Source organism: Arthrobacter sp. FW306-05-C (genome assembly GCF_021801725.1).
In the GTDB taxonomy this organism is placed as follows: domain Bacteria; phylum Actinomycetota; class Actinomycetes; order Actinomycetales; family Micrococcaceae; genus Arthrobacter.
Map to the genome: position 1 here is coordinate 1,844,812 of NZ_CP084556.1, position 24,632 is coordinate 1,869,443.

The window sequence follows — 24,632 nt, forward strand, 5'->3', positions numbered from 1 at the left end:
GGGGCCCTTATTTGATGTAGGAGAAGACGGCCATCATGCCGCGCTCAGCGTGATAGGCGTTGTGGCAGTGTGTAAGCCACTGACCCGGGTTGTCGGCGTCGAAGATGACCGTGACCGTCTGTTTGGGCCGGACGATGACGGTGTCTTTGCGCGCCCCGCCACCGGATACCTGGAAGGTGTGACCGTGCAGGTGCATAGGGTGCCACATGTCAGTGTCGTTGATGAACTTCACTTCGACCCGTTCACCTGCCTTGATATCGAAGGTGGTGGCGTACGGGTTGTTCATGTCGAAGCGTTTGCCGTTGATGCCCCAGTCGTAGTTCATCATGCTGCCGGTGAGGTGGACGTCGTGGGTCCGGTCCGGGGCCTTGTCCGCGAGGGTGACTTTGGGATCGGCTTTCAGTTGTCCTCCGTCGACCACGGCACCGTCCAGTTTGTTCGGGAGTACAGCGGGCAGGGGCTTCTTGCCCGTGCCGGTGCTGATGTAACCCAGTGCCTGGCCGGTCTTCCCCTCGGCCAGTGCCATGACCGGGGTGTAGCCCTCCCGGACGGTGAGGAGTGCGTCGATGCGTTCGCCCATGGCGAGAACCACGGCGTCGACGTCCTGGTGTTGGACCGGGAACCCGTCCGTGTGGGTGAGGGTGAGTTTTTGACCCGGTACGCCGACCCGGTAGGCTGTGTCCCCGGCGGCGTTAATGATCCTTAGCCGGATCACTTCCCCCGGTTTCGCGGCCAGGGTTTCGGCCTCATCCGGGGCTTTTGAGTTGAACAGGTGGTACGGGTATCTGACATCACCGGCGTCACCGCCGAGGAAGTCGCTGCGGGAGCCCATCAACATGTGTTTCATGCCCGATGCTCCTGCCGTGGGGGCGGGTTTGGATCCCATCATCGATCCGTGGTCCATTCCGGGCATGGACATGCCGCCGGAAAGCTCCTGCACGACCTCGTCCGGGGTGCCGGTAATACCGTCGAGCCAGTCGTCGAGCAGGATGACCCAGTCCCTGTCGTAGACGAGGTCCTCTGCAGGGTCCTCGACAACCAGCGCTCCGTAGAGGGCGCGTTCACGCTGCATTTCGACGTGCGAGTGGTACCAGTAGGTGCCGGGGTGGGGGAGCCGGAAATCGTAGGCGAACTCGGCCCCGGCGTTGACAGGGTCCTGGGTGAGGCCAGGGACGCCGTCCTGGTCATTGCGCAGGGCGAGCCCGTGCCAGTGAATGCTGGTGGCGTCCTTCAGATTATTGACCAGGTTCACGCTCAGGCGGTCTCCGGCCTTGGCGCGGATGGCCGGTCCGGCCAACGCCCCGTTGTACCCCCACGTGGTGATGGTTTTGCCGGCCACGGCGGCAGTGAAGGCACCTGCCTGCAGAGGTTGCGTGACGGTATTCCCCGAAGAGGGGCGTGCGGTTTCATACTCGGCGACGGCGGGGTCCGCGGCCATGATGCGTTGCACGGTCGCGGTGCCGGGTTTAGTGCTCTCAGTGCACGCAGCCAGGGCTGCGGCCGCGGCGGTGGCGACCGATAGACCCAAAAAGCGGCGCCGGTCCAGATGGTGATTCATAGGATTTCCTTTGTGAGCGGAGCTTGCGGCCCCGCCGGTGTCAGATGGGGGTGAGGAAGGTCCCGGAGAGGTTTTGCAGCTGGTAGATCCAGCGGACCCAGACTCCGGTGACCATGAGGATGCCCAGGACAATGAGCATTAACGCGCCCACGATGTTGACGGCCCGGATGTGCCTGCGGATGAAGGTCAGGGCGTTGCTGACCCAGCCCAGTCCCAAGGCCGTGAGGGCGAAGGGGATGCCAAGACCAAGGCAGTAGGCGAACGCCAGCAACGCTCCACGTCCTGCACTGCCGGTTGTGACGCTGAGCGACAGGACAGCGCTCAGGGTCGGTCCCATGCATGGGGTCCAGCCCAGGCCGAACACGACCCCGAGCAGTGGGGCGCCGGCCAGGCCGGTCTTTCGGCTGAGGGTGAGTTTGCGGGTCTGCTGCAGCCAGGGCACCAATCCCAGAAGAGCCAGGCCCATCAGGATCACTATTGCCCCCAGACCGCGCATCAGTGCATCCTGCCAGCGCAGCAGCCAGGAGCCGATCGCCCCGAACGCCGCCCCGTACAGGGTGAAGACGGTGGCGAATCCGAGCACGAAGAGTCCCACTCCCGCCAGGACCCGGCGCCGGTTTTTCGGCTGGGCGGGGTCGGTCAGGCCTGAGACGAAGCCGAGGTATCCGGGCACCAGGGGCAGGATGCAGGGTGACAGGAACGACACCAGGCCCGCTGTCATGGCCAGCGGGATGGCGATCAGCAGCGCACCGGAGGTGACGGTGGAGGCAAAGAAGCCGCCGATGTCCATGGCTCAGGCGGCGTCGGCGGGGCGGAAAGTGACTCCGCCATCGGTGGAGACGACAAGTCCGGCGGTCGTTGCAGCCCAGATCCAGGGACCGCCTTCTGATCCCTCGGACGCCGCGATTGCCTGAACGGTACCGTCAATCTTTCCGGCGTTCTTCCAGCTGGAACCCCCGTCGTTGGACACATACACTGTGCCGTCGGGTGCCACGCCGGCTGCGTCGGCAGCATTTGCGAAAGCGGCGAACTGGATCACCGGAGCCGCCGGCACCGGCTTCCAGGTGTTGCCGGCGTCTACGGACCGCTGAACGCCTTCTGGGGTCGTTGCGAGCACGGTGTCGCTGTAAGGGTTGCCGGCCAGGACGGCCGGGGCGAAGCCGGCACCAGCGGTCCTCCATGTCTTGCCGTCGGTGCTGGTGCGCATCGTCCCGTCAAAGCCGACAAGCCCGGACTTAGTGGTCGTGAGTGCATGGAAGTCCGACTCCCCCTGCCGGGAGACCTGTTCCCAGGTTCTTCCGCCGTCAACGGTTTTCACAAGGCCTAAAGGATTGGGCATTTTCGAGTCCTTGCCGGGATGGCCGGAAGCATAAAAGACACCCTCATCCATGGCGGCCGCGAAACCCATAAGATCATTTGTCGCTCCGACTTTGACGCCGGGATTTTGCGTGATGTCAAAAAGCCCTTCATGGGTCGCCAGCAGTACCTGCCCGCTTTCGGAGTTGACACTCAAGCTATGGACGTGGGAGCTGGGCAGGGCGGACGCCCCGTCCGTGGAGGCAGCCGTGACGGGGGAGCAGGCGGACAAGGTAAACAGCGCGGCCGCTGCGGCAAGTGCAGAGACAGTCAGGTGACGGCGGGAAGGGTACAGGGGCATGGGAAACTCCAAAGACTGGACCGGCCAACCGGGCGGACCAGGGTAACCGGGAAGGGTGACAGGGGAGGTGCCGGCCTCCAGGGGGAAGAGAGCCGGCACCCATTGGGGCGCGGGCTAGAGGGTGGCCAGCAGGTCCTTCATTTCCTGGATTTCGGTTTCCTGGGCGCTGACGATGTCCTTGCTGAGCTGGACTGCGTCGGCGTTTTTGCCGTCCGTGGTCTCGGTCTTGGCCATCATGACCGCCCCTTCGTGGTGGGCGATCATCTGGGTCAGGAACAGTTTCGCGGCTTCGGTGCCCTGGGCCGCGTCGAGCTTGGCCATGTCATCCTCGCCCATCATGCCTTCCATGCTGTGGCTGGAGGCCATGTCGGTAGGCGCCTGGGTGGGCTTGCCCCAGCTTTGAAGCCAGCCGGTCATTTTCTCGATTTCCGGGCCCTGGGCTGCCTTGATCTTGGTGGCCAGGTCGGTCACGGCCGCGGGGATGTTCTGCTTCTTGAGCATCACGTCGCTCATTTCCACAGCCTGGGCGTGGTGCGGGATCATCATTTGCGCGAACATGGTGTCCGCGTCGTTGAACCCGGCAGCGGCTGCTGATGTTGCCGGGGCGGGGCTGGATGACAACATCCCGGAGCTGCTGTGGTTCATCCCGGGCATGCTGTTTGTCTCGGAGGTTCCGCTTCCGGATCCGGTGGAGCATCCGGCAAGGGCGATGGCCGCGGCGATGGCGGCAGCAGAAATTGTCAGGGTCTTCTTCATGAAAATCAGGTCCTCAAAAGTATCAGCGGCGCACGGGGACGCCTTGTAGGTGGCAGCCTAGGTAAGACGGCTGGGCCGTTTGTCGCTGCCGGGTGGACGGTGCGCTGGTGCAGGGCAAGGCGCTGAGGAAGGGTTTACGTTCGGCTGATACAGAGGTCACCGGGGGAGGGGCTGTCCGGTGAGTAGGAATAGGTGCTTGTCCCTGCGGCCGCGGCACCGAAATCCGGCAGCTCATAGGAGGCTGTTCCCGGAAGCGGGGCTGCGAGAGTGGTGGTTCCCGGAGCCAGGACGCAGGCAGCCGCACCGGCCGTCATCTCCGGGCAGGACCCTGCCGGGGCACAGGACGACGCGGATGAACCGGTGACTACAGCGGGAGCCTCAGCAGCACCGTCGGTCATCGTTTTATGGGAGTGGCTGACCGGCATGGTCTGCAGCCGCACGACCGGACCCTCGCCAGCTGCGGTCATGCTGTGACCGGGACCCATGTCGTGGGCGCCGGTCATGACGTGCATGCCGAAGATCCCGGCGATGATGGCCAAGGCAGCTACGAGGAAGCCCGCACTCAGGAGGAAGGCGGTGAGGCGGCGCTGGGATGATGCGGTCACGAGGTCTTCCTCCTTTCAGTCCAGGGCGGCAGTACAGCTTCAGCCTACCGGCACGCCGCTTCAGGCCAGTCGCTGCCGTGCTGGTACAACGTGCGCGGCCGGCATTCGGTTTCACTGCGCCCACGTCGGTTGAGGTGCGGGGCGTTGGTTAGAGGCGGCGGGCCTGTCCGGCCAGCCGCCCGGACCGGTTCCTCCTTCCGGAGCCCGGAAGGAGGAAGTTACCGGGGGAAATGCCTAGTTCGCCGCGAATGTATAGCCGGCGGCGGTGACGGCCTCGCGCACGGCAGCCTCATTTGCCCTGCCTCCTACCAGCAGGCGCGAGCGGCCGCCCGGGACCAGCTCGACAGAAGCCGATTCGACCCCCTCCAGGGAGGAGACGGCCTTCTCGACCGTCTGAACGCAATGCCCACAGGTAAGACCATCCACCGCGAATTCCACGGCGCTGGTTCCGGGCGTTGCCGACGGGACAGCCGAGTCTTGGGTCGAGCAGCAGCTGCACCCGGATGCTGAGGATGCAAGCGGCAGCTGGGTACGGGATTCAGTTCCACACATGTCAGTTTCCATTCCTAGACGAAGGACTTATGGGCGCTGGGGTTGAACGGCTGTGAGAGCAGGTGCAAGGGACCGGCCGGGACATACCACTTCACTGACAACATCCAAAAATATACCCCCACTGGGTATAAGTTTGCAAGTGGGAGGGGAGACGTGGCCCGGCGCGGCGTTACCGGAATGTGACAAGTGTTGATGATGTGACGTATGGTCATAGCCGTGCCCGTTTCTCCAAGTGCGGCACTCCCGAGCAGACTTGCCTAACTCTGCCGCTGCCCGGGATCCATTCGCAACTTTCGTCCGGCAGAGACGGGGAACCCAATGGCGGCCTGCTTCGGGCAGGTCTTGGGGTGAAGCCGTGCCTGGTGCCACTCATGTACCGGTGCGGCCGGGTGTCTCCCATCCGAATCCGACAGCTAACCTCGCAGGCAGTGGGAGAGGCCTTTTCATGCCCAATGGCAAAGCTCACGGCCGCCGCCGCGCGGTCCCCGTCCAGACCAGTCCCCTTGCCGTGCTGTCCAGGTCAGTAGCCGGTAACGCCGGTGCCGCCGGGCGCCAGGCCGCGGTCATCGCCGCAGCGTCCGGGCTTGTCCTTACCAGCGGCATCGCCGCCCAGGCAGCCGACGCCCCGGTCCAGCGCGACGCGGAGCCGGCCTCAAACCTGGAAGTCACCAACCAGGTCCAGACGCCGCTCAGCGCCGACGCCACAGTCCAGATTTCCTTCGAGCGTCCTGTTGTAGAGACCACCCCGGCTCCGGTCGTGGAAGCACCCAAACCGGTCGCAGCGCAGGCACCCAAGGCCCCCGTGGCGCCCGCGGTGACCGCAGCGGTAGCGCCGGCGAAGGCCCAGGTCACGGTGACCCCTGCTGCTGCCGCCCCCGTGGCAGCACCGGCAGCCGGCGGCATCAACGCCATCATGGTTTCCTCCGCCTATGCCCAGATCGGCATGATCCAGGACTGCACCCGGCTGGTGGAGAACGCCCTCAACGCGGCCGGCATCCCCGTCGGGGACCTTGGCCCGATGCAGTTCATGAACTACGGAACGGTAGTCACCGACCCGCAGCCCGGCGACATGGTCATGCAGCCGGGCCATGTCGGGATCTACGTCGGCAACGGCCAGGTCCTCAGCTCCGGCCTGAACGGCAGGAACGAAACCGCCGTCCACCCCCTGACCTGGATGACCGCCAAGGGCGCCGTCACCTTCGTCCGCGCCGGAAAATAAGCGGCCATCCACAGACCACTGAAGGCCGGTGATGCAGTGCCTTGGGGGCACTGCATCACCGGCCTTCAGCATCCCTGCCTCACGGGCGGGGAGTAATTACATGCTCACTGCGGGGCGCCCGAAGCGGCGCAGCCGCAAGGAGTTGGTAACCACCAGAACTGAGCTGGCGGCCATCGCAGCGCCTGCGATCATCGGGTTGAGCAGCCCCAGCGCGGCGACCGGGATGCCGACGGCGTTGTAGAAGAACGCCCAGAACAGGTTGGTCTTGATCGTGCCCAGTGTGCGGCGGGACAGTTCGATGGCTTGAGCGACCTGCCCCAGGTCGCTTCCCATGACCGTCAGATCCGCGGCCGCGATGGCCACGTCGGTGCCGCTGCCCATGGCGATGCCCAGGTCGGCCTGGGCCAGGGCTGCAGCGTCATTCACGCCGTCCCCGGCCATGGCCACTGTCGCTCCGGCGTCCTGCAGCCGGCGCACGGCGGCCACCTTGCCTTCAGGCAGGACCCCGGCCAGCACATCCTCGGCCGGGATGCCGACCTGCGCGGCGACGGTTAACGCGGCCGAGGCGTTATCGCCGGTGAGCAGCACGGGACGCAGCCCCAGGTCCTTCAGCCGCGCGATCGCGGCGGCCGAACCGGGTTTGACGGTGTCGGTGAGGCTGATCAGTCCTGCGGGTTCTCCGTCGATGCCGACCCATACCACCGTGGCGCCGGAGTCCTCCAGCGTTCGCAGCATCTGCTGGCCATCGGCCGGTTCGTTGATGCCGTTGTCCCGCAGCCAGCCTGCGCGTCCGACGACGACTGCGTGTCCGTTGACGGTCCCGCGGACGCCGCCGCCGGCTGCGCTGACAAAGTCGGTGACCGCCGGCAGCGGCGCCGTCGTCCTTGCTGCCCGGGCGACGGCGTGTGCTACCGGGTGTTCGCTTGCCGCTTCCACTGCCCCGGCCAGGGTGAGCAGCTCGTTCCTGCCGGTCCCGTCCAGGCTCTGGACAGCGGACACGGACAGCTTGCCGCTGGTGACCGTTCCGGTCTTATCCAGCACGATGGTGTCCACAGTCCTGGTGTCTTCGAGGACCTGCGGTCCCTTGATCAGGATGCCCAGTTGCGCCCCCCGGCCCGTTCCCGTCAGCAGCGCCGTCGGTGTTGCAAGCCCCAGCGCGCACGGGCAAGCGATCACGAGCACAGCCACTGCGGCGGTGAAGGCCGCCTGCAGGTTACCGGCGCCAAGGAACCATCCGGCGAAGGTGGCGGCGGAAATTCCCAGCACGACCGGAACGAAGACGGCGCTGATCCGGTCGGCCAGCCGGGCGATCGCTGCCTTGCCGCTCTGGGCCTGGCTGACAAGCCGACCCATCTGGGCGAGAGTCGTTTCACTGCCGACACGGGTGGCTTTGACCAGCAGCCGACCGTTCGTGTTGATCGTTGCCCCGATCACCGTATCGTCCACACCCACGTCGACAGGCAGCGCCTCACCGGTAATGAGGGAGGTATCAACGGCGCTCTGGCCCTCCACGACGTACCCGTCGGTGGGGATCTTTTCCCCCGGACGGACGAGGAACACGTCGCCTGGGACGAGCCGCTCAACAGGGACCCGGGACTCTGTTCCGTCCCGGAGCACGGTGGCTTCCTTGGCGCCCAGGTTCAGCAGCGCGCGCAGGGCGTCGCCTGCGCGCTGTTTGGCGTTGGCTTCCAGATAGCGGCCCAGCAGCAGGAAGGTGGTGACGACGGCTGCGACTTCGAAGTACAGGGCGTGACCGCTCATGTTCATGACGGGGTGTGCCGTCATGAACGGATCGGCCAGCAGCTGCCATGCCGAGAAAAAGAAGGCGGCGCTGACGCCGATGGATACCAGGGTGTCCATGGTGGAGGCGAGGTGCCGGGCATTGATGGCTGCGGCCCGGTGGAAGGGCCAGGCGGCCCAGCTGATCACCGGCGTGCTGAGGACCAGAGCCGCCCAGCCCCAGTGCGGGAACTGCGCGGCCGGGACCATGGAGATCACCAGGACCGGCAGGGTCAGGAGGGCTGCCACGTAGAGGCGGGGCCGCAGACTCTTGCCGGCCGCTGCCCGTGCCGCAGCCGCCTTATCCCCGCCAGGCCCGGTTTGCTGTGCCGGCTCCACGTCGGCTGGCGGCTCTTCCGGGGCGCTGTGTTCGGTCTTGAGCGCGGCCGAGTATCCCGTGGCAGTGACAGTGTCGATGATCTGCTGGTCGGATATGGTGCCCGGGACGGTCACCCGGGCCGACTCCAGGGGCAGGTTCACGGTGGCGTCGACGCCTTCGAGCTTGCCGAGTTTCCGCTCGACCCGGGCAACGCAGGACGCGCACGTCATGCCCTGGATGTCCAGCTCGAGGATCCGGGTGCCGGGGGCAAGGGTTTCGGTGCCCACGCCTAACCGCCGGCCACGACGGCGTAGCCCGCTTCGGCTATCGCCGCACCGATCTGTTCGGGGTCCAGCTCGGCTACCGAGGTGATGGTGGCGGCCGAGACGCCATCTTTGTCCAGTGTCACGTCCACACCAGTGACCCCGTCGAGCTCCCTCAGTTCCTCGGTCACCGACGCCACGCAGTGGCCGCAGTGCATTCCGGAAATATTGACAGTTGTCTTTACGCTCATGACGGTTTCTCCTTCGTCCTTAGCGCAGCAGGCGCCCGATGGCGTCTGTTGCTTCCTTGACCTTGGCTTCGCCGGCCTCATCGGAGGCGGCCGCGGCATTCACCACGCAATGTCCTATGTGTTCTTCGAGCAGGCCCAGGCTGACCGCGTGCAGCGCCTTGTTCACGGCCGCGACCTGGGTCAGGATGTCGATGCAGTAGGCGTCTTCACCGACCATGCGGGCGATCCCGCGCACTTGGCCTTCAATACGCTTCAGGCGTCGCAGGTAAGCCTCTTTTTCGCTGCTGTACCCGTAGTCCGCCGCATCGGCGGAAGGGAGGCTATCAATGTTCTGAATCATCGGAATTCCTTTCAGCGCAATCCGATTATATACCCCGGGGGGGTACCTAGCAAGTGCCAGCAGGAATATCTGGTGCATGGCACATGCGTTCCGCAGGGCCCAGACGATGTAGAGAGCGTTCGAATGGTGAACGCGTTAACCCAGTAGAACCATGCGCCGGCGGTGAAGTCTCGGTGGTCCGGAATGGTACGGGGATGAAATTGCCGCGTGTTCCTGCTGCAGCTCCCTCACCCGTCAAAGTCATCCATCAGATCTAAGGCGCCTCACCGCAGGCTTGGGAGCGCGGCTTCAAAAACCCCGGCAGCGGACCCTGCCCATAAGAAGGTAAGCAGGCTTGCAATTGCCGTGAGGGGAGAGCAACCTACTGTCTATACCGGATCGAAGTGTTCTTCGATCCGGTGCGAACGCCGGTGGGTAGGGGGGGGGCGTCGAAGGCCGGCGGCGACGAGTCGGCGAAATACGAGGAGGATAGATCCATCATGCGGCTTAAGGAAAAAGTACTCGCCGGGGCCAGCGCCCTGGCTCTGACGATCACCTTGACGGGTGGCCAAGCGATCGCGAAAGCTCCAGTGGACCAAGGCGGCGGCACGAACAGTCGTCCCGTTGCCACAACGGTGCCCATCACACCAAGCGTGGGTAACTACGAAGGCGAACTTAAAGGTGACACACGGGTCTTCACGCTCACCGCCTTGGAGTTCAAGCAGCAGATTGCGACGTTCCCCATCGAAACCGCCAAGGTGCTCGGCTGGAAGGTCACGGGCAGCGACGACAGTAAGGCTTCCGCGCCCGGCCCCACCCTGGTGGCCTACGAAGGTGAGAAGATCCAGTTTGTACTCACTAACGAGCTGGATCAGCCAACGAGCCTGCATCCACACGGCACGCACGAGCCCAATGACGCCGACGGCGTGGCAGGCATCGATTTTAAGCCCGTCCAGCCGGGGAAGTCAGTAACCTATCCTGCCTACGCCCCGGGCCATGCCGGAACCTTCGCGTACCACACCCATACAAACACGGCCAAGCAGGAACCGAGAGGCCTTGCCGGAATGATAACAATTCTGCCCAGGCAAACCGCGGCAAAAGACAACCCACAGGTAGACGTAGCGATGACGCTCCAGCAATTCAACCCTTCTGCCGATGACGGGATGACGATCAGCAATGGAGCCCCGGCCGTACCAAAACCCGACGGACGTGGAATGTGGCCCTTCAATACCATCAACGGCAAAACAGGCGATGCAGCTGGGGAACCAATTAACATCAACGAAGGCGATCTGGTACAGATCAGGCTCTACAACGCTTCGAGCATGACCCACTCAATGCACCTGCACGGCATGGACATGACGCTTGTGGCGATCAACGGGCACCCCACGACCCCTGCAACAGTCACCACACAGGCCATTGCACCCGGTGAGTTTTTCACTTTGCAGTTCAGGGCTGACAACCCAGGCAACTGGGTCTTCCACTGCAGCTTCCCGGACCATCAGGCCAATGCCGGAAAGTCCGGTTTTCAGGGTGCCCCCGTTGGAATGACACGCATCTTCCACTACAACGGCTTCCAACCGGTCCCTGCGGAGTACTTCGGGCCACCGGCATAAGAATAAGTGCCGCAGGTCCGACTCCCAAGCGAGGAGCCGGACCTGAAGGCGGCGTCCGCGCTTTTCCTTGCGCTTCCTGGATTACTCTCTTCCCGGCCGCAAGAAGGGCTCTACCCACCGGCAGCGGCAGGGCAGGATTCGAGGAGGTCACGGAGCGCCGGGGCACGCAGGATAGCTCTTTCATCAAGCTGTGAAGGACAGGTGGTAAGAGAGCCCACGCGCCCCGGGCAGGAAAGGGCGCTGTTACAGTCCTTCCTGGCGGGGGCCGTTACCGCTGATGGGTAACGGCCACCCTGCCAGCAGGGACGGGCAGTTCAGGTCGTGGATGCCGGCCGTCCTCCGTTCCGGTCGTACCACTGCTCCAGCCAGGTCTGCATCTGGCTGATTTCGGCCAGTTGAGCCTCCTTAATGTTTGAGCAGAGTTCGATCAGTTCGGGGTGTTCGGCGTTGTCGAGGCATTTTTCGGCTTCGCGGACGGCGCGCCAGTGGTGGCGGATCATGGATTGCATGAAGCGGATCTCATATTCGGCCCCGCTGAAGTTTTGCAGCCGTTCCATGGAGCGCATGTCGCCTTGGCTCATCTGCGGCTGATAGTTGATCCCGTACCAGTCCTGCAGCCAGGCCTGCATCTTTTGGATCTGCTGCTGCTGGGCCTCGATGATTGATTGGCACAGGTCTTTGAGTTCCTGGTGGGTGGCTTTCTCCAGGCAGGTCTGTGCCATGGCAATGGCCATCGCGTGGTGATCGATCATGCCGGTGAGGAAGTCCACTTCGAATGTGGCTACCTGCCGGGTTTGCGCCGGAGCATCGGCCAGCGCCGGCGCGGCTCCGGCTGCCCCGGCGCCTGCTGTTGCTCCCAGCGCGAGTGCGGCCGAGGCCGCGACTGCACGGATTTTTGTTCCCATCGTCGGGTACTTCATTTTTCCCTGCCTCCATGTAGTGGTGTTAACTGACGTGGTGGCTCCTGCGGGCTAAGTGGTCGGAGCCGGTTTCCATGCCTTAGTCTGAGGCTCCCCGCCCGAGGGAGGCGAGGAGTTCCCTGCAGGCGTTTTCGCAGCGGCGGCAGGCCTCGGCGCAGACCCGGCAGTGCCTGTGCATCCCGGCGTGCCGGTCGCACTCGTCGCCGCAGGCTTTGCATGCCACGGCACAGGCTTCCAGGACGGCTCTGGTGATGTTGGCGTCGTAGCCGGTGTGGCGGGACAAGATATTGCCGGTGGTGGCGCAGATATCCGAGCAGTCCAGGTTCGTACGGATGCATTTGGTCAATTCGGCGACCATGTCCTCGCTCAAACACGCGTCGGCGCAGGCTGTGCAGGTCTGGGCGCATTCAAAGCACGCCGCAATCAAGTCGGCCAACTTCTGCCGATCAACGTTTCCGAGGTCTTTCGGATAGGTCTCCAGCATTGAGGTGATATGAGTCATCGTTCTGCTCCTGATCCATAGGACGTCACGGGATCCGGCAGGACACCGGACCCTTAATAGACAGTAGCCTTATCATTATTGTTCCGGCTACCCCGCCAGGGTGCCTTGCCCGGACGGACAAATTGGAAAATGGAGAGTGAACCTGGCCGTGGATGCTGTTTTAACCGTTCTTGGGGTCGCTGTTGTGGCGGCCGGGCTGAACGATATCTTCCATACCCTGCTGCACCCCTCCGGCAGGGGCCGGATAAGCCACTGGATCACCGTGCTGATCTGGGGAATCTCGCGGAGGACCGGTCACAGGCTTGGCCGTATCGCCGGTCCGGCGGCAATGGTTGCTGTCATCGTTGCCTGGACTTTGCTGCAGACCCTGGGCTGGGCTCTTATCTATTACCCGCATGTCCCGGAGGGCTTCAGTTACTCACCCGGCTTGGATCCGGGCCGGTACAACAGTTTCTCTGAAGCGTTCTATATTTCTTTGGTCACCCTCGCCACCCTCGGCTACGGTGACGTCGTTCCGGTCAATCCTTGGCTGCGAATCCTCTCACCCGTTCAAGGTCTGACCGGGTTCGCCCTGCTGACAGCGGCACTATCCTGGTTTAACCAGATCTATCCCGCACTCCGGCGCAGACGCACACTTGCCGTCCGCCTGCACCACTTGAAAGAGAACCGGTACGCCGACAAACTCAATGAGGTTCGGGCCGTGATCGGCAGTCGGGTGCTCGAGGAGCTCTCGGCCGGTATCACCGAGGCCCGGATCGACATGACGCAAAACGCTGAGACCTACTACTTCCGTGAAACCGACAGCCGGATCGCCCTGGCCGCCTCCCTCCGCTACGCCCTCGACCTCAGCGATAAAGCGCGCAACTGCGCTGATCGCGACATTGAGCTCAACGGCCGGATCCTTCAAACAGCCCTTGAGGACCTGGCACAAACCCTTGGAAGGCAGTTTGGAATGGCAGGAGATTCCACAGCAGAAGTCCTCGCCTCCTATACGAGGGATCATCTGGCCGCAGGGGCATTAGAGGGCAGCCGCCGTTTCAACGGGTGAACCATTCTAACGGACCAGTCCTGCACATAATGAGTCCGCAGCGGGCAGCTGAAGGCTGATCAGGCGGCAGCGCGGCAGTAGTGGCCTGCTCTACAGAAGGAAGCGCCCGCAGTCACGGTGGGGCTCCTTGGCCGCACGGCCATTCCCATGAGCTGAAGAACCCGCGGATCATCCACAATTCCCCTCCCCGCCAAGCCGGCAGAGCGGCCTCAAAGTCATCGGCAATGATCCGTGAACGGTCGGTCCTGGCGGCAACGTTGGAGACCGCCGGCGAGGGCGGTCAGGCTGGGCCTGCCCACATGATACCTCCGCCGATGCCCACAGCGAGGGTCAGGATTGCTCCGGCGATGGCCACGTGCCCCGGCCACACTTGAGGGGCGAAGTCGCCTGCTCCGGCGGAGTCCGGTGTTGCTGGGCGGAAGGCCGGGGCGAGCCAGCGGAGGTAGTAGAAAAGGCTGGCGAGGGTATTGGTTGCGGCGATGACCGCGAGCCACCAGAAACCGCCATCCCAAGCGGCTGAGAACACGGTGAGTTTCCCGAGGAAGACGCCCGTCGGCGGGGTCCCGACCAGGCTGAGGAGAGCCACCACCAGTGCCACGGCGTGCCACGGTCGGGCGCCGGACAGCCCTTCATATGCGCTGAGGACGTCCCTGCCTGGATAGGTTCCGATGACGGCGAAGGCAGCGAGGTTCGCCGCCGAATAGCCGGCAAGGTAGAGGACCAGGGAAGGCAAGGCCAGCGGCACTGCTCCCGCCACGGCAAGGGGCATCAACAAGTATCCGGCCTGGCTGACAGTGGACCAGCCCAGCAGGCGCCGGGGGTTCTTCTGGCTGAAGGCTGCCAGGTTGCCCAGGGTCATGGTCATGGTGGACAGCAGGGCGACCAGCAGTGGCCATGCCACAGTGCCGGGCATGTGCTCGAGGAGGCGGTAGGCGGCCAGCAGGCCGCCAATTTTCGGTACGGTGGTGGCGAAAGCGGCAGCTGCGGTCCCGGCCCCTTCAGCGGCGTCCGGAACCCAAAAGTGGGCGGGAACGGCTCCTGCCTTGAACATCAGCCCTGCCAGGACGCCCACCAGCCCCACACCCATTATCGCGCCGCTGCCATGTTCGAGTCCCGGACGCAGACCGGAATAGGACGTGGATCCGGCGACGGCGTAGAGCACGGCGACGCCGAGCATGAGCAGGATGCCGAAAAATGCGCCCTGCAGGTAGGTCTTGAGTGCGGCCTCGGCGCCATTCTTGGTTCGTCCGATACCGATCAGGGCATACAGGGGGATGCTGGCAAGGAGGAATCCGGCGATGAGTACCAGGAGGTCGGCCGCACCCGTAAGCACAGTCGCGCCCAGGGAGGCCAGCAGGATCAGGGTGTAGGTTTCGCTTTCGCGCGCGGTTCCTCGGAGTTCATCGGTGCCCAGCATGATGACCAGCAGGGCCGATATTGCCACCACGAGGCGGCCCGCGCCGGTGCCGGCGTCGATCACGTAGCTTCCGGAATAAGCGGACCCGGCCGCTCCAGCCAGGACGGCAGCAGCCGCGGTTGCGCTTGCTGCCAGCGCGCCCAGTGCAATGATCCGGCTGATCCATTGCCGTTCCCTGGGAAGGAATGAGCCCGTCAGCAGGGCGGTGATGGCACCGGCCAGCATCAGGATTTCCGGGAGCAGCGCGAGGGCATCAGCGCCGGGGTTCATGGATTCCACTGGCGCCTACCCTCCCAGCAGGGTGACCAGCGACGCCGACGCCGGGCTGATGGTGTCCAGCAAGGGCCCCGGGACGAGCCCGATCAGCACCGAGAGCACCAGCAGGCCCCCTGCCGACCACGCCTCAGCCGGGCGAAGGTCGCCCAGCCCCAGCGACTTTCCCCGTGGTTCCCCGGTAAAAACGCGTTGGAGCGCGCGCAGGAAGAGCGCAGCGGTGATCAGAATCCCGGGAAGTGCCAGCGCTGTCAGGGGGACGGCACCGATGCTGCCGGCGAAGATCTGGAATTCGGCGATGAAGCCGCTGAAGCCGGGCAGCCCGAGCGAGGCGAAGGCGGCCACGGCGAAGAACGCCGCGAAACGGGGTGCCGGGGAGGCCAGGCCGCCGAAAGCCCCCATGTCGTAGATGCCGGCACGGCTGTGCAGCACTCCGGCCAGCAGGAAGAGGGCGCCGGTGATCAGGCCGTGGCTGACCATTTGCGTGACGGCGCCGGTCACTGCTGTTTCCCGGGCTGCGGGGCTGCCGCCGGCGCCGGCAGCGGCCAGGGCAAGGACGATGTAGCCCATGTGGTTGACCGAAGTGTAGGCGATCATGCGTTTCAGGTCGCTCTGCGCCAGTGCCACGAGGGCTCCGTAGAGAACGGACACCACGCCTACGGCCACAAGTGCGGGGACCCACGCCCGCCATGCGTCGGGAAGCAGCGGCATCGCAATCCGGACGAAGCCGTAGGTTCCCATTTTCAGCAGGACGCCGGCAAGGACGGCTGATCCGGTGGCGGGCGCATCGGTGTGTGCCGGGGGCAGCCAGGTGTGGAACGGCACGGTGGGGGTCTTGATGGCCAGGCCGACGACGACGGCCCCGAGCACCCACAGGCCGGCCGGGTTGTCGCGCAGTGGCTGGGCCCGGAGCAGTTCCGGAATATCGAACGTGTGCGGCGCGGCGCCGAGGTAGAGGCCAATGAACCCCAGCAGCAGTGCCAACGAGCCAAGGAAGGTGTAGAGGAAGAACTTCAGGGCCGACTGTGCCTTGTCCCCGTGACCCCATCCCGCAATCACGAAATACATGCCAACGATGGACAGATCGAAGAACAGGAAGAACAGGATGAGGTCCTGGGCGGCGAACAGTCCCACGCTTGTGGCTTCGAGGAACAGGAACAGTGCCGCCCTGGGGGCCGGCCGGTCCCTGGCACCCCAGTCGTACACGGCGCAGGCAAGAAAGATGACGGCGGTGAGGCCGATCAGGGGCAGTGAAAGCCCGTCCACCCCCACGTGGTAGCTGCTTCCCACGTTGGGGATCCACCGCAGCCGTTCCTCGTAGGCCAGGCCATCCGGTCCCGGAGTCCGGTACCCGGCCCACAGGATCGCGGTGAGTACCACCTCGACGGCGGTCGCCCCGAGGAAGAGGGCGCGGGCCAGGCGTCCGCGTCCGGCGGACAGCAGGACTGCCGCCGCTGCGGCCAGGGGGAAGAGGATGGCAAGACTGAGCAAAGTTACCTCACGACGATCAGAAGGACGGCGGCCACCACGATCACTGCGGCGGCCTGGACGTAGTAGTGGTGCAGTTGCCCTGTCTGGGGCCGGCGGGCGGCTGCACCTGCGCGACGGACGCCGTGGGCAAGCCCGCTCACCGCGCTGTCAATGGTGCGGTCTGTGATGGCCGAGCGGCCGGCCAGCCGGGAGGTCGCAGCGGCCGCTGCATCGGTGCCGTGATCCAATGCGGCGTCGGTTCGGCCGAGGCTTCGTGCGCCCTGCAGGACCTTTTCGGCGGCGTGCTCCACGCCGCGGGAGAGGACAGCATCGTCGAATCGGGCCAGGGAGTGGGCGGTTGCAAGGACCGGGCGTACCAGGACGATGTGGGCTGCACGTTCCATGTGAAGCCAGGACAGCGCCCCGGGCAGGGGTGGAAGTTTGCCGCCAAGCACCCACACGGAAACCAGGACCGCCACGGCGAGCACCCCTGAGACCGTGAGTTCGAGCAGGGAGGACTCGGCCTTGCTGCCCAGCACCCCGCGGACAGTGTCACCTGTTGTGCCCAGCACCAGGAGGCCGGAAACAGCGGCGCCGGCGGCGAGGACTCCAATGGGGACCAGCTGCCACGGGGTGACAGTACGGCTGCCCGTCTCCTCGGTGTCGTAGCCGGATGCAGTTTCCGGGAGCACCGGTTTCCAGATCAGTGCCACGGCCTTGGCGGCGTAGGCGGCGGCGAGAACAGCGCCTGCCAGCCCGGTGATATACAGGGGAAACGAGTGTTCGCGCGCTGCGGTGAGGATGTTGTCCTTGGTGGCCCACAGCGCCAGCGGAGGAATACCGGCGAGGCTGAGCACCGCGACGGTGAACGCGCTACCCAGCAGGGGCCAGCGGCGACCGGCCCCGCGAAGGTTGGCCAGTTTCTTGGTTCCGAGTGCCGCCAGCCAGGCGCCCGCCGCCAGGAACAGCGCGCTCTTCGTTGCCGCGTGGGCCATCAGGTGCGCGGCACCGCCCGCGGCATCACCCACTCCGGCCGCCATCACCACAAACCCGAGCTGCGCCGCCGTCGACGCCGCCAGGAGTTGCTTGAGGTCCTGCTGGCCGATCGCGATGAAGCCCAAAATCACGGCGGTGGCCGCACCCGTCCACGCCGCCACGTCCGCAGCCCACCCGGTAGCGGCCAGGAGGGGCTGGACCCGGAGCAGCAGGTATCCACCCATGGCCACCATCGCGGCCGAATGCAGCAGGGCGCTGACCGCGCTGGGTCCGTCCATGGCCCGGGAGAGCCAGAAGCTGAACGGCAGCTGCGCCGCCTTGCCCAGCGCGGCCACCAGTATCCCGGCGGCAGCAACAACCTGCCAGGGCCCGGGAAGGCTGTCCAGGCCTGCCAGTGACATGGCATCCCCTGACCAGGCGCCGGCGGCCATCGCCGCCCCCGCCGCGAGGTACAGTCCAAGGTCCGCGGTGCGGGTGGCCACGAACGCCGTCAACCCGGACGAGACGCGCCGCGATTCCCTCCAGTGGAACCCGATAAGGGCGTAGGAAGCCGCTCCCATGATCTCCCAGGCGAAGAGCAGCGTGGACAGGGTGGTGGCAGTCACGGTGACCAGCACCGAGGCGATGAAGACCAGCATGAGGCCATGGAACCGGGCAGGCGCGGCCATGCCCGTTGCGGCGGCGTAGAGCAGGACCAGGAAAGCCACCCCGGCAACGGCCGGGAGCAGCAGCGCGCTGAGGGCATCAACGCCCAGGCCGAACTCGCTTCCCGCCAGGAAGGGAGCCGAGAGGGAGGGGCGCAGGGCCGCGGCCGCGGAGGCGGCGCCCAGCACCAGGGCAGAGACGACGACGGCGAACACCGCCGCGACACGGTCCGCCTTCGCCCCGGCCACGGCAAGCGCTGCCCCGGCGGCAGCCGGAAGCCCGATAAGCAGGATCAGCAGCCAGCTCATCCGGCCAGGTCCGATGCCATCTCCGTCATATCGGTCTGCCGGGAGCGGTGCAGCAGGATGGCAACGGCGAAGCCCATGGCCATCTCCACCGTCATGGCGGCAATCACCACCAGCAGCAGCACCTGGCCATCCGCTGCCGGGGCGAGGAACCACCAGAACGCGGCCGCGGCCAGGATGACGCCGTTGAGCATGAGCTCCAGGCCCATCATGACCATGACCACCACCTGCTGCGACAGTGCGCCATACAGGCCCACACAGAACAGCGCCGCCGCAGCAATCAACACCAGTTCCAGTGTCATGCGTGCCCACCTGCCCCGTGGTGCTGCCCCTGCCCATCAGCGTGTTTCCCAGTTTGTCCGGCGCCGTGGTCCATCCCGTGCGCGCCGTGGGCCGCATGTCCAGCCGAACCACCTGAGTGGCCATGTCCCTTGCCCTGTCCGTCGTCGTCGGCATCCTCTGGGGGGACCAGCGGGTAGGCGCTGTACCTCCCACGCGGGTTTGCCAGGACCAGGGCCGACACCAGTGTGGCAAACAGTACCGGGCTGATGACGAGCATCACGAGCATCTTGGGTTCCATGATGGCTTCGCCGAGGGACGCCGTCAGGTCACCACCCGCCGTGCCCCTGCCCTCCGGCCAGTCCGCCAGCAGGATCCCTGCAGTCAGCAACAGAAACAGCCCGATGGCCGCCCCCGCTGACAGCTTCTTGCTGTGGACCATGTCCATGGGCATCAGCGCCGGGTTCATGCCCATGAACATGATCATGAAAATGGCCATGACCGCCATCTCCATGACCATCATCAGGACAGTAATCACCCCGATGTACTCCAGCCTGAACTGCAGCAGCATCAGGCCCACGGCCACGAAGGACACAGCCAACGCGTAACTGGCTCGCGCCATTGAATCGGTGCGGAACACCGCCACCCCGGCGGCAACCGCGACCAGGGCCAGGACGGCAAAAAGTACTGCTTCGGGCATCAGCTGCCCCTTCCGTTAATGGTAACGACGGCGACAACGAGGACCTGCAGGAGGACAAGGGGAAGTCCCACCACCCAGGCCGGGGCCATCAGCTGCTCCGGACGCAGTTGCGGGATGCGCCGGCGCAGGGCCACGAGCAGCCACAGCAGGACGACGGTTTTGCCAAGGAACCAGAGCCAGTCCGGCAGCAACGGGCCCGACCCGCCACCCAGGAACAAGGCCACGCCAAAGCCGGCGCCTGCCGACAACAGCGAATAGCGGCCGGTCAAGAGCAGTAACCGGTCAACCCCGGACAGCTCTGCCGTCACGCCGCCTGCGATGTCTGCGGACATGGGGGCGGTGAAGGGCCGCTGGAGGGAAAATGCCAGCACCGCGGCCAGAAACACCACGAAAGCGACCGGCATCCACACCACGAACCACAGCCCGTCCTGCGCGGCGACGATGTCCCCCATCCGCAGGCTGCCCGCCGCCACGGCAGGCGCAGTCAAAGCAAACATCAACGGCAGTTCATAGGCCACGGCCAAGGCCAGAAACCGGTAACCGCCCACCAACGGAAACACGCTGTTCTGCCCCCAGCCGGCGAGCCACACGAAGGCCCACACCAGGACGTCCATCGCATTGAACCAAACCAGGCCCACGGCGAGGTCAGACACCACCCAGCCACCTACCGGCAGCACGGCCACCTTCAGCGCCGCAGCCACCGTCAACCCGGCCACGCCCACCCTGCGCAGCAGCTCATCGGCTGCCACCGTGGAGAGCCTTCGCTGTCGGAGCAGCCGGGCCGCCTCCGCAATTGGAGCGAAACCGCCGCCCCTGCGCCCACTGGAGCGTGCAGCCAGAACTCCGTTGATCATCGCCCCGGACAGGGCCACCACCACCAGCGCCACCAGGGCCGCCAACGGCCCCCAGGCAGGAAGCTGCTGAACCACGTCCGGAGTCATCGCGCCATTCCGTCCGCTGCCGGTACAGGTACGGGCGAAAGGTCCAGGCTTGCAACGATAAGCCGCACCACGGACAACTCCAGTCCCCGGACCAGGTTCGGCAGGACGCCCAACGGCACTCCAACCGCGGTTGCAGTGCCGGCCGCAGTGCCATCCAGCACGGCCAGGAGCCGGTCCCAGGCATCCGTGCCACCGAATTCCCCAGGTTCCCCGCCTCCCTCCGGAATGCGCCCGACTCCCTGCAGCGTCCGCCGCAACAGCCAATCGCGGCGCAGCCGTGTACCGGCTGCCGCAAGCGACCGCCGGCACTCATCCAACACCGCACCATCCAAGGCAGCATCACGAACACCCCGCACCCTCGCGGCCTCCCGTGCGGCCCCGGCCAAGGCCAGGAGGCGTGACACGAGATCAGACTGCCGCACCAAGGCCACGCGGTCCGTCCCCAACTGCCCGCCAACACGAGTCTCAGTGGCCTGGTCGAACACGTACTCAGCCCGGGCAGCGAAAACGACATCCCCCTGCAGCTCGCAGTGCAGGACCAACCCGGCCGGCCAGAACGGAAGATACGGCCCCAACGGCACCTTCAGGGCATCCAAGTCAAGACCGTCGCGGTCCCTGCCCTCGCCCGCCAAACCGATTCCCCCCGGCATTGGCATCTCCATGTCGCCGTGGTCCATGCCCTCGTGGCTCATGTCGCCGTGGTCCATGCCCTCGTGGCTCATGTCGCCGTGGTCCATGCCCTCGTGGCTCATGTCGCCGTGGTCCATGCCGCCGTCACCTTTTCCTTCGTCGTCCTGTTCCGGTTCACTAGCGCTGCGTTCCGCTTCGAGCCGGAATTGTTCGTCCACATCCAGCAGCTTCTCGAAGCAGCCATTCAGCGCACGCCCGGCATGTTCCGGGCCAGTGACCACGGTCCTGCTCCTGGGGCCCGGCAACTGATCCCAAAGGCGCTCCAGCGCGTCGGCCTGATCATCCGGAACCTCCCCGCAGATGCAGAGGATGTCCGCGTCGCCAGGTGAAAGAGCTTCCACCCAGCCGTTGTCGGCAATAAAGCGTTCCACAGCCATCCTGGACCGGGCACCCGCAAACGCCTCGACCAAAAACACATGGCATCGTGCCACCGCAGCCCGCGCCAGCACATTCCTCAGGCCCACTTGAAAGCTCCCTCGCGCCACGCCCACACCACGCCGGCCATCAACACGCCCAGGAACGCAAACATCTCGATGACAGCTGAAGCGCCCATGCGAGACACCACAACAGCCCACGGATACATGAAGAGCATCTCGACGTCGAACGCCAGGAAGACCAGCGTCACGGGGTAGTAGCGGGCGTGATACCGCGAGAGGGCGTGCTGTTCAGGGATCCAGCCGCTGGTATATGGCTTACTGACCAAGGGATTCCTCGCTACGGCAGTTAGCTGGTGCAGCGCATACAGCCCGCCGACACCTATGACCGCAACAGCGAAGGAGAGCGCCAGGTTCAGGTAGGCGGACATGCTCATCCCTTCGGTAGCCAGCCCCCAAAAGTGCAATCATCAGTATGCTTACCGTACCTTGTCGGATACCGCATATGAACTTCACCACCTGAAGTCCACATTTCACGGCATTCCGGTCAGTCGTCTGGCAGAGTTTGAAGTTCGGGTCGGGACCTTTGGGTCTAGCGGCTGATGGTGGCACGCAAGACACTGAGGGGACCAAATGCAGATTCGGTCGGAAGGCGGGTTATGGGTGGCGGGGAAGGATTCCGGGTGGTGGCGGGGGTTGACGGTTCGGAATTGTCGCCCTTCGTGTTGGAGTGGGCGTTCGGGGAGGCCCGGCTACGGCGCGGGCAGGTTCGTGTGGTGACCGCGTGGGCGTTCCCGCCCGTCACCGTCGGCATGGAAGGCCTGATCCGGGAACCCGACATCTTCCCCCAGGTGGCCCGCCGGCTCCAGAAGGAGGCGTTGAAGCGTGTGGACAGCGAGGGTGTGCAGGTCACCGGCGACGTGATTCAGGGTAATTCGGCCGCGGTGCTGCTGCGGGCGGCCGAGGACGCCGACCTGTTGGTGGTCGGTTCCCGCGGCCTGGGCGGATTCACCGGGTTGCTGCTCGGTTCCGTATCGGGCCAGGTCCTTCATCACGCGCCCTGCCCCGTGCTCGTGGTCCGGGGTCGGTCCCGGGCCAGCGGGAAGGAATGAGCCAGCCTTGATGTCCTCCGGCGCACCCGTCCAAGGGCAGATGCCGTGACCGGCAACCATTCCTCCCACCTGCACCCGGTCTCCAGGGCCGGACGCGGGGCGGAGGAGCCCGGACCCACTGTTCGGGGCAGGCTCCATGCCCTGTGGCACACGGTGGTCGGGGCGATGGGACTGGTGCTTGGGCTCCTGCCGCACGTCCTGCACCATGTTGGGCTGCTCGCCGGGACAGCCTTGGTGGCAGGTTCCGGGGGGACCGCCCTGTTCGGGGCGCTGGGGCTCCTTGCGTCCATTCCCATGCTGATCCGCCTGTACCGGCGTTTTGGCAGCTGGGTCGCGCCGGCACTGGGGCTGCTGGTCTTCGCCGCCATGTTCTCTTTGTCGGCGTTTGTCATCGGGCCGGCCATCAGCGGCACCGGCCAGGACGTCAGTCCTGGCCCGGTGCCGACCGTGGACCATACCGAGCACAGCGGACATTAAGGAGCGCCGCCCGGGGCAACCGGCACCGGTTGTGCCGGGGAGGTGCTTAGTTCGACCCGGCCATGACGTATCCGGAGGAGCGTACCGCCTTGGCCAGTTCCTCCCGGCCGGCGGTGCCGGTGACCCTCAGCTGTGACGCTCCGCCGGGAACCAGGTCAACGGTCGCCGATTCGACCCCGGCCACTGCTGACACTGCCTTTTCAACTGTTTGCACACAATGCCCGCAGGTCAGCCCTTCCAGGACGTACTGCGTACCGGAAGCCTGGACCGCTGCCCCGGAAGCCGAAGCATCGGCTGCAGTATCAGCGGCCGGTGAGCAGCATGCACAAGCGTGTTGGGCGGCAGATGCCAGGGGGAGCTGGGTCCGTGGTTCGGTGGTTCCACACATGTCAGTTTTTCCTTCGAACAGGGATGGTGGGGACTGTTGGGGATGAACGGCTGTGATGGCCTTGGGGCCGGGACATACCACGTCACTGACAACACCAGAAGGATACCCCTAGGGGGTATGGGGCGCAAGGGGTAAGGGATTGCAGGTGCGGCTGGGAAGCAGCAGTGAGGTTGGGGGCCGTTCGGCTCTATGTCGGGACAGTCTTGCTGATTGAAGATCAGGGTATGAGCAGCTTTCCTGACCGTCCCGCTCCGGATACATCCCGCCCGTTACCGGGCAGTTTCCGGCCCCGGACCCAGACCCTGTTGATAGTGCTGATCGTGGTGGCGGCGGTGTATCTGATCACCAACCACTGGCTCCATCTCCTGGACGCGCTGCCGTATCTGGGAGTGGTGCTGGTGATGAGTTTCTGCATGTTCGGCCATGGCGGCCACGGGGGTCATGGCAGCTCCAGTGGTCACAGCCGCTCCGGGCAGGAGGGCCCTGCCGGTCCGCTGCCGGGCGGGGGTGCCGGCCATGTCCACTGACTACGGGTATGACCTGTGGTGGTTGGTGATCATCAATTCGGCGGTGTTCATCATTTTCGCCTTCAGTTTCGTCCGGCCCAGGACAAAGCTCGATTGGCGGGCGCTGGGCGGGTTTTCCGCGTTCATCGTGGCGCTGTTCACCGAGATGTACGGTTTCCCGTTGACGATTTACCTGCTCTCAGGGTGGCTGGGGGACCGGATGCCGGGCGGGGACCTGCTAAGCCACAACACGGGGCATTTGTGGCAGGACCTCGGCGGCTGGCAGGGGGACCCGCACCTGAGTCCGCTGCATCTGTTGAGCAATGTGCTGATCGCGGCAGGGTTCATCCTGCTGTACCGGTCCTGGCAGGTCCTTTTTGCCGCCCAGCGTGAGCACCGGCTCGCGCTCTCGGGGCCGTATGCGAAGGTGAGGCATCCACAGTACGTGGGGTTCCTGGTCATCATGGCGGGGTTCCTGCTGCAGTGGCCCACCCTGCTGACGTTGCTGATGTTTCCGGTGCTGGTTGTGGTCTACCTGCGGCTGGCCCGGAAGGAGGAACGCCAGATGGGCGCTGAGTTCGGCGACGCGTATGCCGCCTACGTCCGGGAGGTCCCCGGCTTCATTCCGCGTTTCGGGCGCCGTCCTGCAGGTGCAGGGCCGACGCTGCAGAAGGGCCGGTGACGGGCCGGAAACCGGA

Annotated in this window: 27 protein-coding genes and 1 riboswitch; of the genes, 7 read left to right on the forward strand and 20 right to left on the reverse strand. The window is 65.2% G+C overall.

The annotated features are described in order from the left end of the window. Positions 1 to 7: 7 nt before the first annotated feature. The 6 genes from LFT44_RS08535 to LFT44_RS08560 all read right to left on the reverse strand — a co-directional run bounded on the left by LFT44_RS08535 (position 8) and on the right by LFT44_RS08560 (position 5,128). Positions 8 to 1,558, reverse strand: a complete 1,551-nt coding sequence (locus LFT44_RS08535; RefSeq protein WP_236802208.1) for a multicopper oxidase family protein — start codon at positions 1,556 to 1,558, stop codon at positions 8 to 10. Between the two features lie 40 nt (positions 1,559 to 1,598). Then, positions 1,599 to 2,348, reverse strand: a complete 750-nt coding sequence (locus tag LFT44_RS08540; RefSeq protein ID WP_236802210.1) for a cytochrome c biogenesis CcdA family protein — start codon at positions 2,346 to 2,348, stop codon at positions 1,599 to 1,601. A 3-nt stretch (positions 2,349 to 2,351) separates the two neighbouring features. After that, positions 2,352 to 3,215 carry a F510_1955 family glycosylhydrolase gene (locus tag LFT44_RS08545; RefSeq protein WP_236802212.1) on the reverse strand — a complete coding sequence of 288 codons (864 nt, stop codon included), beginning with the start codon at positions 3,213 to 3,215 and terminating at the stop codon, positions 2,352 to 2,354. A gap of 114 nt (positions 3,216 to 3,329) precedes the next feature. Next, entirely contained in the window at positions 3,330 to 3,971 is a 642-nt protein-coding gene (locus LFT44_RS08550; protein WP_236802213.1) for a DUF305 domain-containing protein, read from the reverse strand. A gap of 134 nt (positions 3,972 to 4,105) precedes the next feature. Further along, entirely contained in the window at positions 4,106 to 4,576 is a 471-nt protein-coding gene (locus tag LFT44_RS08555; RefSeq protein ID WP_236802215.1) for a hypothetical protein, read from the reverse strand. 234 nt (positions 4,577 to 4,810) lie between these two features. Then, the gene (locus LFT44_RS08560; RefSeq protein WP_236802217.1) at positions 4,811 to 5,128 is read right to left on the reverse strand and encodes a heavy-metal-associated domain-containing protein; all 318 of its coding nucleotides are present in this window, start codon (positions 5,126 to 5,128) and stop codon (positions 4,811 to 4,813) included. A 244-nt stretch (positions 5,129 to 5,372) separates the two neighbouring features. Continuing rightward, positions 5,373 to 5,570: riboswitch (cyclic di-AMP (ydaO/yuaA leader) on the forward strand. A 3-nt stretch (positions 5,571 to 5,573) separates the two neighbouring features. Here LFT44_RS08560 and LFT44_RS08565 point away from each other — a divergent pair. Then, the gene (locus LFT44_RS08565; protein ID WP_236802218.1) at positions 5,574 to 6,347 is read left to right on the forward strand and encodes an NlpC/P60 family protein; all 774 of its coding nucleotides are present in this window, start codon (positions 5,574 to 5,576) and stop codon (positions 6,345 to 6,347) included. Positions 6,348 to 6,443: 96 nt separating this feature from the next. On the opposite strand, the gene LFT44_RS08570 is transcribed toward LFT44_RS08565, so the two are convergent. From LFT44_RS08570 to LFT44_RS08580, 3 genes are read right to left on the reverse strand one after another with little or no spacing between them, the layout of a single operon-like run. Then, positions 6,444 to 8,675, reverse strand: coding sequence for a heavy metal translocating P-type ATPase (locus LFT44_RS08570; protein WP_236802839.1), 2,232 nt, complete (start codon positions 8,673 to 8,675; stop codon positions 6,444 to 6,446). A gap of 59 nt (positions 8,676 to 8,734) precedes the next feature. Then, positions 8,735 to 8,959 (reverse strand): heavy-metal-associated domain-containing protein, encoded by a 225-nt coding sequence (locus tag LFT44_RS08575; RefSeq protein WP_236802220.1) that lies wholly within the window; start codon positions 8,957 to 8,959, stop codon positions 8,735 to 8,737. Between the two features lie 19 nt (positions 8,960 to 8,978). After that, the gene (locus LFT44_RS08580; RefSeq protein WP_236802221.1) at positions 8,979 to 9,299 is read right to left on the reverse strand and encodes a metal-sensitive transcriptional regulator; all 321 of its coding nucleotides are present in this window, start codon (positions 9,297 to 9,299) and stop codon (positions 8,979 to 8,981) included. Between the two features lie 383 nt (positions 9,300 to 9,682). On the opposite strand from LFT44_RS08580, the gene LFT44_RS08585 reads away from it, so the two are divergent. Further along, positions 9,683 to 10,891, forward strand: coding sequence for a multicopper oxidase family protein (locus LFT44_RS08585; RefSeq protein WP_236802223.1), 1,209 nt, complete (start codon positions 9,683 to 9,685; stop codon positions 10,889 to 10,891). A 314-nt stretch (positions 10,892 to 11,205) separates the two neighbouring features. Here the strand turns inward: LFT44_RS08585 and LFT44_RS08590 are convergent, their stop codons facing one another. Continuing rightward, the gene (locus LFT44_RS08590) at positions 11,206 to 11,811 is read right to left on the reverse strand and encodes a DUF305 domain-containing protein (RefSeq protein WP_236802225.1); all 606 of its coding nucleotides are present in this window, start codon (positions 11,809 to 11,811) and stop codon (positions 11,206 to 11,208) included. A gap of 79 nt (positions 11,812 to 11,890) precedes the next feature. Further along, complete coding sequence (locus tag LFT44_RS08595; RefSeq protein ID WP_236802226.1) at positions 11,891 to 12,313, reverse strand: four-helix bundle copper-binding protein; 423 nt, start codon at positions 12,311 to 12,313, stop codon at positions 11,891 to 11,893. 136 nt (positions 12,314 to 12,449) lie between these two features. Between LFT44_RS08595 and LFT44_RS08600 the strand changes: the two genes are divergently transcribed. Further along, on the forward strand, positions 12,450 to 13,361 hold the full coding sequence (locus LFT44_RS08600) for a potassium channel family protein (RefSeq protein ID WP_236802228.1): 912 nt from the start codon (positions 12,450 to 12,452) through the stop codon (positions 13,359 to 13,361). Positions 13,362 to 13,641: 280 nt separating this feature from the next. Here the strand turns inward: LFT44_RS08600 and LFT44_RS08605 are convergent, their stop codons facing one another. The 8 genes from LFT44_RS08605 to LFT44_RS08640 all read right to left on the reverse strand — a co-directional run bounded on the left by LFT44_RS08605 (position 13,642) and on the right by LFT44_RS08640 (position 21,888). Next, entirely contained in the window at positions 13,642 to 15,048 is a 1,407-nt protein-coding gene (locus LFT44_RS08605; protein WP_236802840.1) for an NADH-quinone oxidoreductase subunit N, read from the reverse strand. A 15-nt stretch (positions 15,049 to 15,063) separates the two neighbouring features. Then, positions 15,064 to 16,542 carry a complex I subunit 4 family protein gene (locus LFT44_RS08610; RefSeq protein WP_236802230.1) on the reverse strand — a complete coding sequence of 493 codons (1,479 nt, stop codon included), beginning with the start codon at positions 16,540 to 16,542 and terminating at the stop codon, positions 15,064 to 15,066. A 2-nt stretch (positions 16,543 to 16,544) separates the two neighbouring features. Beyond that, positions 16,545 to 18,470 carry a proton-conducting transporter transmembrane domain-containing protein gene (locus LFT44_RS08615; protein WP_236802232.1) on the reverse strand — a complete coding sequence of 642 codons (1,926 nt, stop codon included), beginning with the start codon at positions 18,468 to 18,470 and terminating at the stop codon, positions 16,545 to 16,547. Further along, on the reverse strand, positions 18,467 to 18,769 hold the full coding sequence (locus tag LFT44_RS08620) for an NADH-quinone oxidoreductase subunit NuoK (protein WP_236802233.1): 303 nt from the start codon (positions 18,767 to 18,769) through the stop codon (positions 18,467 to 18,469). The genes LFT44_RS08615 and LFT44_RS08620 overlap by 4 nt, the downstream gene beginning before the upstream one ends. Next, positions 18,766 to 19,446, reverse strand: coding sequence for an NADH-quinone oxidoreductase subunit J (locus LFT44_RS08625; protein ID WP_236802235.1), 681 nt, complete (start codon positions 19,444 to 19,446; stop codon positions 18,766 to 18,768). The genes LFT44_RS08620 and LFT44_RS08625 overlap by 4 nt, the downstream gene beginning before the upstream one ends. After that, complete coding sequence (locus LFT44_RS08630) at positions 19,446 to 20,387, reverse strand: complex I subunit 1 family protein (RefSeq protein ID WP_236802237.1); 942 nt, start codon at positions 20,385 to 20,387, stop codon at positions 19,446 to 19,448. The genes LFT44_RS08625 and LFT44_RS08630 overlap by 1 nt, the downstream gene beginning before the upstream one ends. Beyond that, positions 20,384 to 21,454: a hypothetical protein gene (locus LFT44_RS08635; RefSeq protein ID WP_236802841.1), complete on the reverse strand. Its 1,071-nt coding sequence runs from the start codon at positions 21,452 to 21,454 to the stop codon at positions 20,384 to 20,386. Before LFT44_RS08635 ends, LFT44_RS08630 begins: the two co-directional genes overlap by 4 nt. A 77-nt stretch (positions 21,455 to 21,531) precedes the next feature. Next, positions 21,532 to 21,888: an NADH-quinone oxidoreductase subunit A gene (locus LFT44_RS08640; protein ID WP_236802238.1), complete on the reverse strand. Its 357-nt coding sequence runs from the start codon at positions 21,886 to 21,888 to the stop codon at positions 21,532 to 21,534. A 222-nt stretch (positions 21,889 to 22,110) separates the two neighbouring features. On the opposite strand from LFT44_RS08640, the gene LFT44_RS08645 reads away from it, so the two are divergent. Together LFT44_RS08645 and LFT44_RS08650 are read left to right on the forward strand one after the other, a co-directional pair. Next, complete coding sequence (locus tag LFT44_RS08645) at positions 22,111 to 22,563, forward strand: universal stress protein (protein WP_236802240.1); 453 nt, start codon at positions 22,111 to 22,113, stop codon at positions 22,561 to 22,563. A 45-nt stretch (positions 22,564 to 22,608) separates the two neighbouring features. After that, the gene (locus LFT44_RS08650; RefSeq protein WP_236802242.1) at positions 22,609 to 23,040 is read left to right on the forward strand and encodes a hypothetical protein; all 432 of its coding nucleotides are present in this window, start codon (positions 22,609 to 22,611) and stop codon (positions 23,038 to 23,040) included. A 46-nt stretch (positions 23,041 to 23,086) separates the two neighbouring features. Here the strand turns inward: LFT44_RS08650 and LFT44_RS08655 are convergent, their stop codons facing one another. Beyond that, positions 23,087 to 23,428 (reverse strand): heavy-metal-associated domain-containing protein, encoded by a 342-nt coding sequence (locus LFT44_RS08655; RefSeq protein WP_236802244.1) that lies wholly within the window; start codon positions 23,426 to 23,428, stop codon positions 23,087 to 23,089. Positions 23,429 to 23,652: 224 nt separating this feature from the next. On the opposite strand from LFT44_RS08655, the gene LFT44_RS08660 reads away from it, so the two are divergent. Further along, the gene (locus LFT44_RS08660) at positions 23,653 to 23,955 is read left to right on the forward strand and encodes a DUF2933 domain-containing protein (RefSeq protein WP_236802246.1); all 303 of its coding nucleotides are present in this window, start codon (positions 23,653 to 23,655) and stop codon (positions 23,953 to 23,955) included. Next, entirely contained in the window at positions 23,945 to 24,616 is a 672-nt protein-coding gene (locus LFT44_RS08665; protein WP_236802248.1) for a methyltransferase family protein, read from the forward strand. The genes LFT44_RS08660 and LFT44_RS08665 overlap by 11 nt, the downstream gene beginning before the upstream one ends. The last annotated feature ends 16 nt before the right edge of the window (positions 24,617 to 24,632 follow it).

Coding starts and splice junctions, on each gene's coding strand:
- LFT44_RS08535 (WP_236802208.1), bottom strand. CDS start 1,558: ATGAATCACCATCTGGACCGGCGCCGCTTTTTGGGTCTATCGGTCGCC.
- LFT44_RS08540 (WP_236802210.1), bottom strand. CDS start 2,348: ATGGACATCGGCGGCTTCTTTGCCTCCACCGTCACCTCCGGTGCGCTG.
- LFT44_RS08545 (WP_236802212.1), bottom strand. CDS start 3,215: ATGCCCCTGTACCCTTCCCGCCGTCACCTGACTGTCTCTGCACTTGCC.
- LFT44_RS08550 (WP_236802213.1), bottom strand. CDS start 3,971: ATGAAGAAGACCCTGACAATTTCTGCTGCCGCCATCGCCGCGGCCATC.
- LFT44_RS08560 (WP_236802217.1), bottom strand. CDS start 5,128: ATGTGTGGAACTGAATCCCGTACCCAGCTGCCGCTTGCATCCTCAGCA.
- LFT44_RS08565 (WP_236802218.1), top strand. CDS start 5,574: ATGCCCAATGGCAAAGCTCACGGCCGCCGCCGCGCGGTCCCCGTCCAG.
- LFT44_RS08570 (WP_236802839.1), bottom strand. CDS start 8,675: ATGACGTGCGCGTCCTGCGTTGCCCGGGTCGAGCGGAAACTCGGCAAG.
- LFT44_RS08575 (WP_236802220.1), bottom strand. CDS start 8,959: ATGAGCGTAAAGACAACTGTCAATATTTCCGGAATGCACTGCGGCCAC.
- LFT44_RS08580 (WP_236802221.1), bottom strand. CDS start 9,299: ATGATTCAGAACATTGATAGCCTCCCTTCCGCCGATGCGGCGGACTAC.
- LFT44_RS08590 (WP_236802225.1), bottom strand. CDS start 11,811: ATGAAGTACCCGACGATGGGAACAAAAATCCGTGCAGTCGCGGCCTCG.
- LFT44_RS08595 (WP_236802226.1), bottom strand. CDS start 12,313: ATGACTCATATCACCTCAATGCTGGAGACCTATCCGAAAGACCTCGGA.
- LFT44_RS08605 (WP_236802840.1), bottom strand. CDS start 15,048: ATGAACCCCGGCGCTGATGCCCTCGCGCTGCTCCCGGAAATCCTGATG.
- LFT44_RS08615 (WP_236802232.1), bottom strand. CDS start 18,470: ATGAGCTGGCTGCTGATCCTGCTTATCGGGCTTCCGGCTGCCGCCGGG.
- LFT44_RS08620 (WP_236802233.1), bottom strand. CDS start 18,769: ATGACACTGGAACTGGTGTTGATTGCTGCGGCGGCGCTGTTCTGTGTG.
- LFT44_RS08625 (WP_236802235.1), bottom strand. CDS start 19,446: ATGCCCGAAGCAGTACTTTTTGCCGTCCTGGCCCTGGTCGCGGTTGCC.
- LFT44_RS08630 (WP_236802237.1), bottom strand. CDS start 20,387: ATGACTCCGGACGTGGTTCAGCAGCTTCCTGCCTGGGGGCCGTTGGCG.
- LFT44_RS08635 (WP_236802841.1), bottom strand. CDS start 21,454: ATGGCTGTGGAACGCTTTATTGCCGACAACGGCTGGGTGGAAGCTCTT.
- LFT44_RS08640 (WP_236802238.1), bottom strand. CDS start 21,888: ATGAGCATGTCCGCCTACCTGAACCTGGCGCTCTCCTTCGCTGTTGCG.
- LFT44_RS08645 (WP_236802240.1), top strand. CDS start 22,111: ATGGGTGGCGGGGAAGGATTCCGGGTGGTGGCGGGGGTTGACGGTTCG.
- LFT44_RS08655 (WP_236802244.1), bottom strand. CDS start 23,428: ATGTGTGGAACCACCGAACCACGGACCCAGCTCCCCCTGGCATCTGCC.
- LFT44_RS08660 (WP_236802246.1), top strand. CDS start 23,653: ATGAGCAGCTTTCCTGACCGTCCCGCTCCGGATACATCCCGCCCGTTA.
- LFT44_RS08665 (WP_236802248.1), top strand. CDS start 23,945: ATGTCCACTGACTACGGGTATGACCTGTGGTGGTTGGTGATCATCAAT.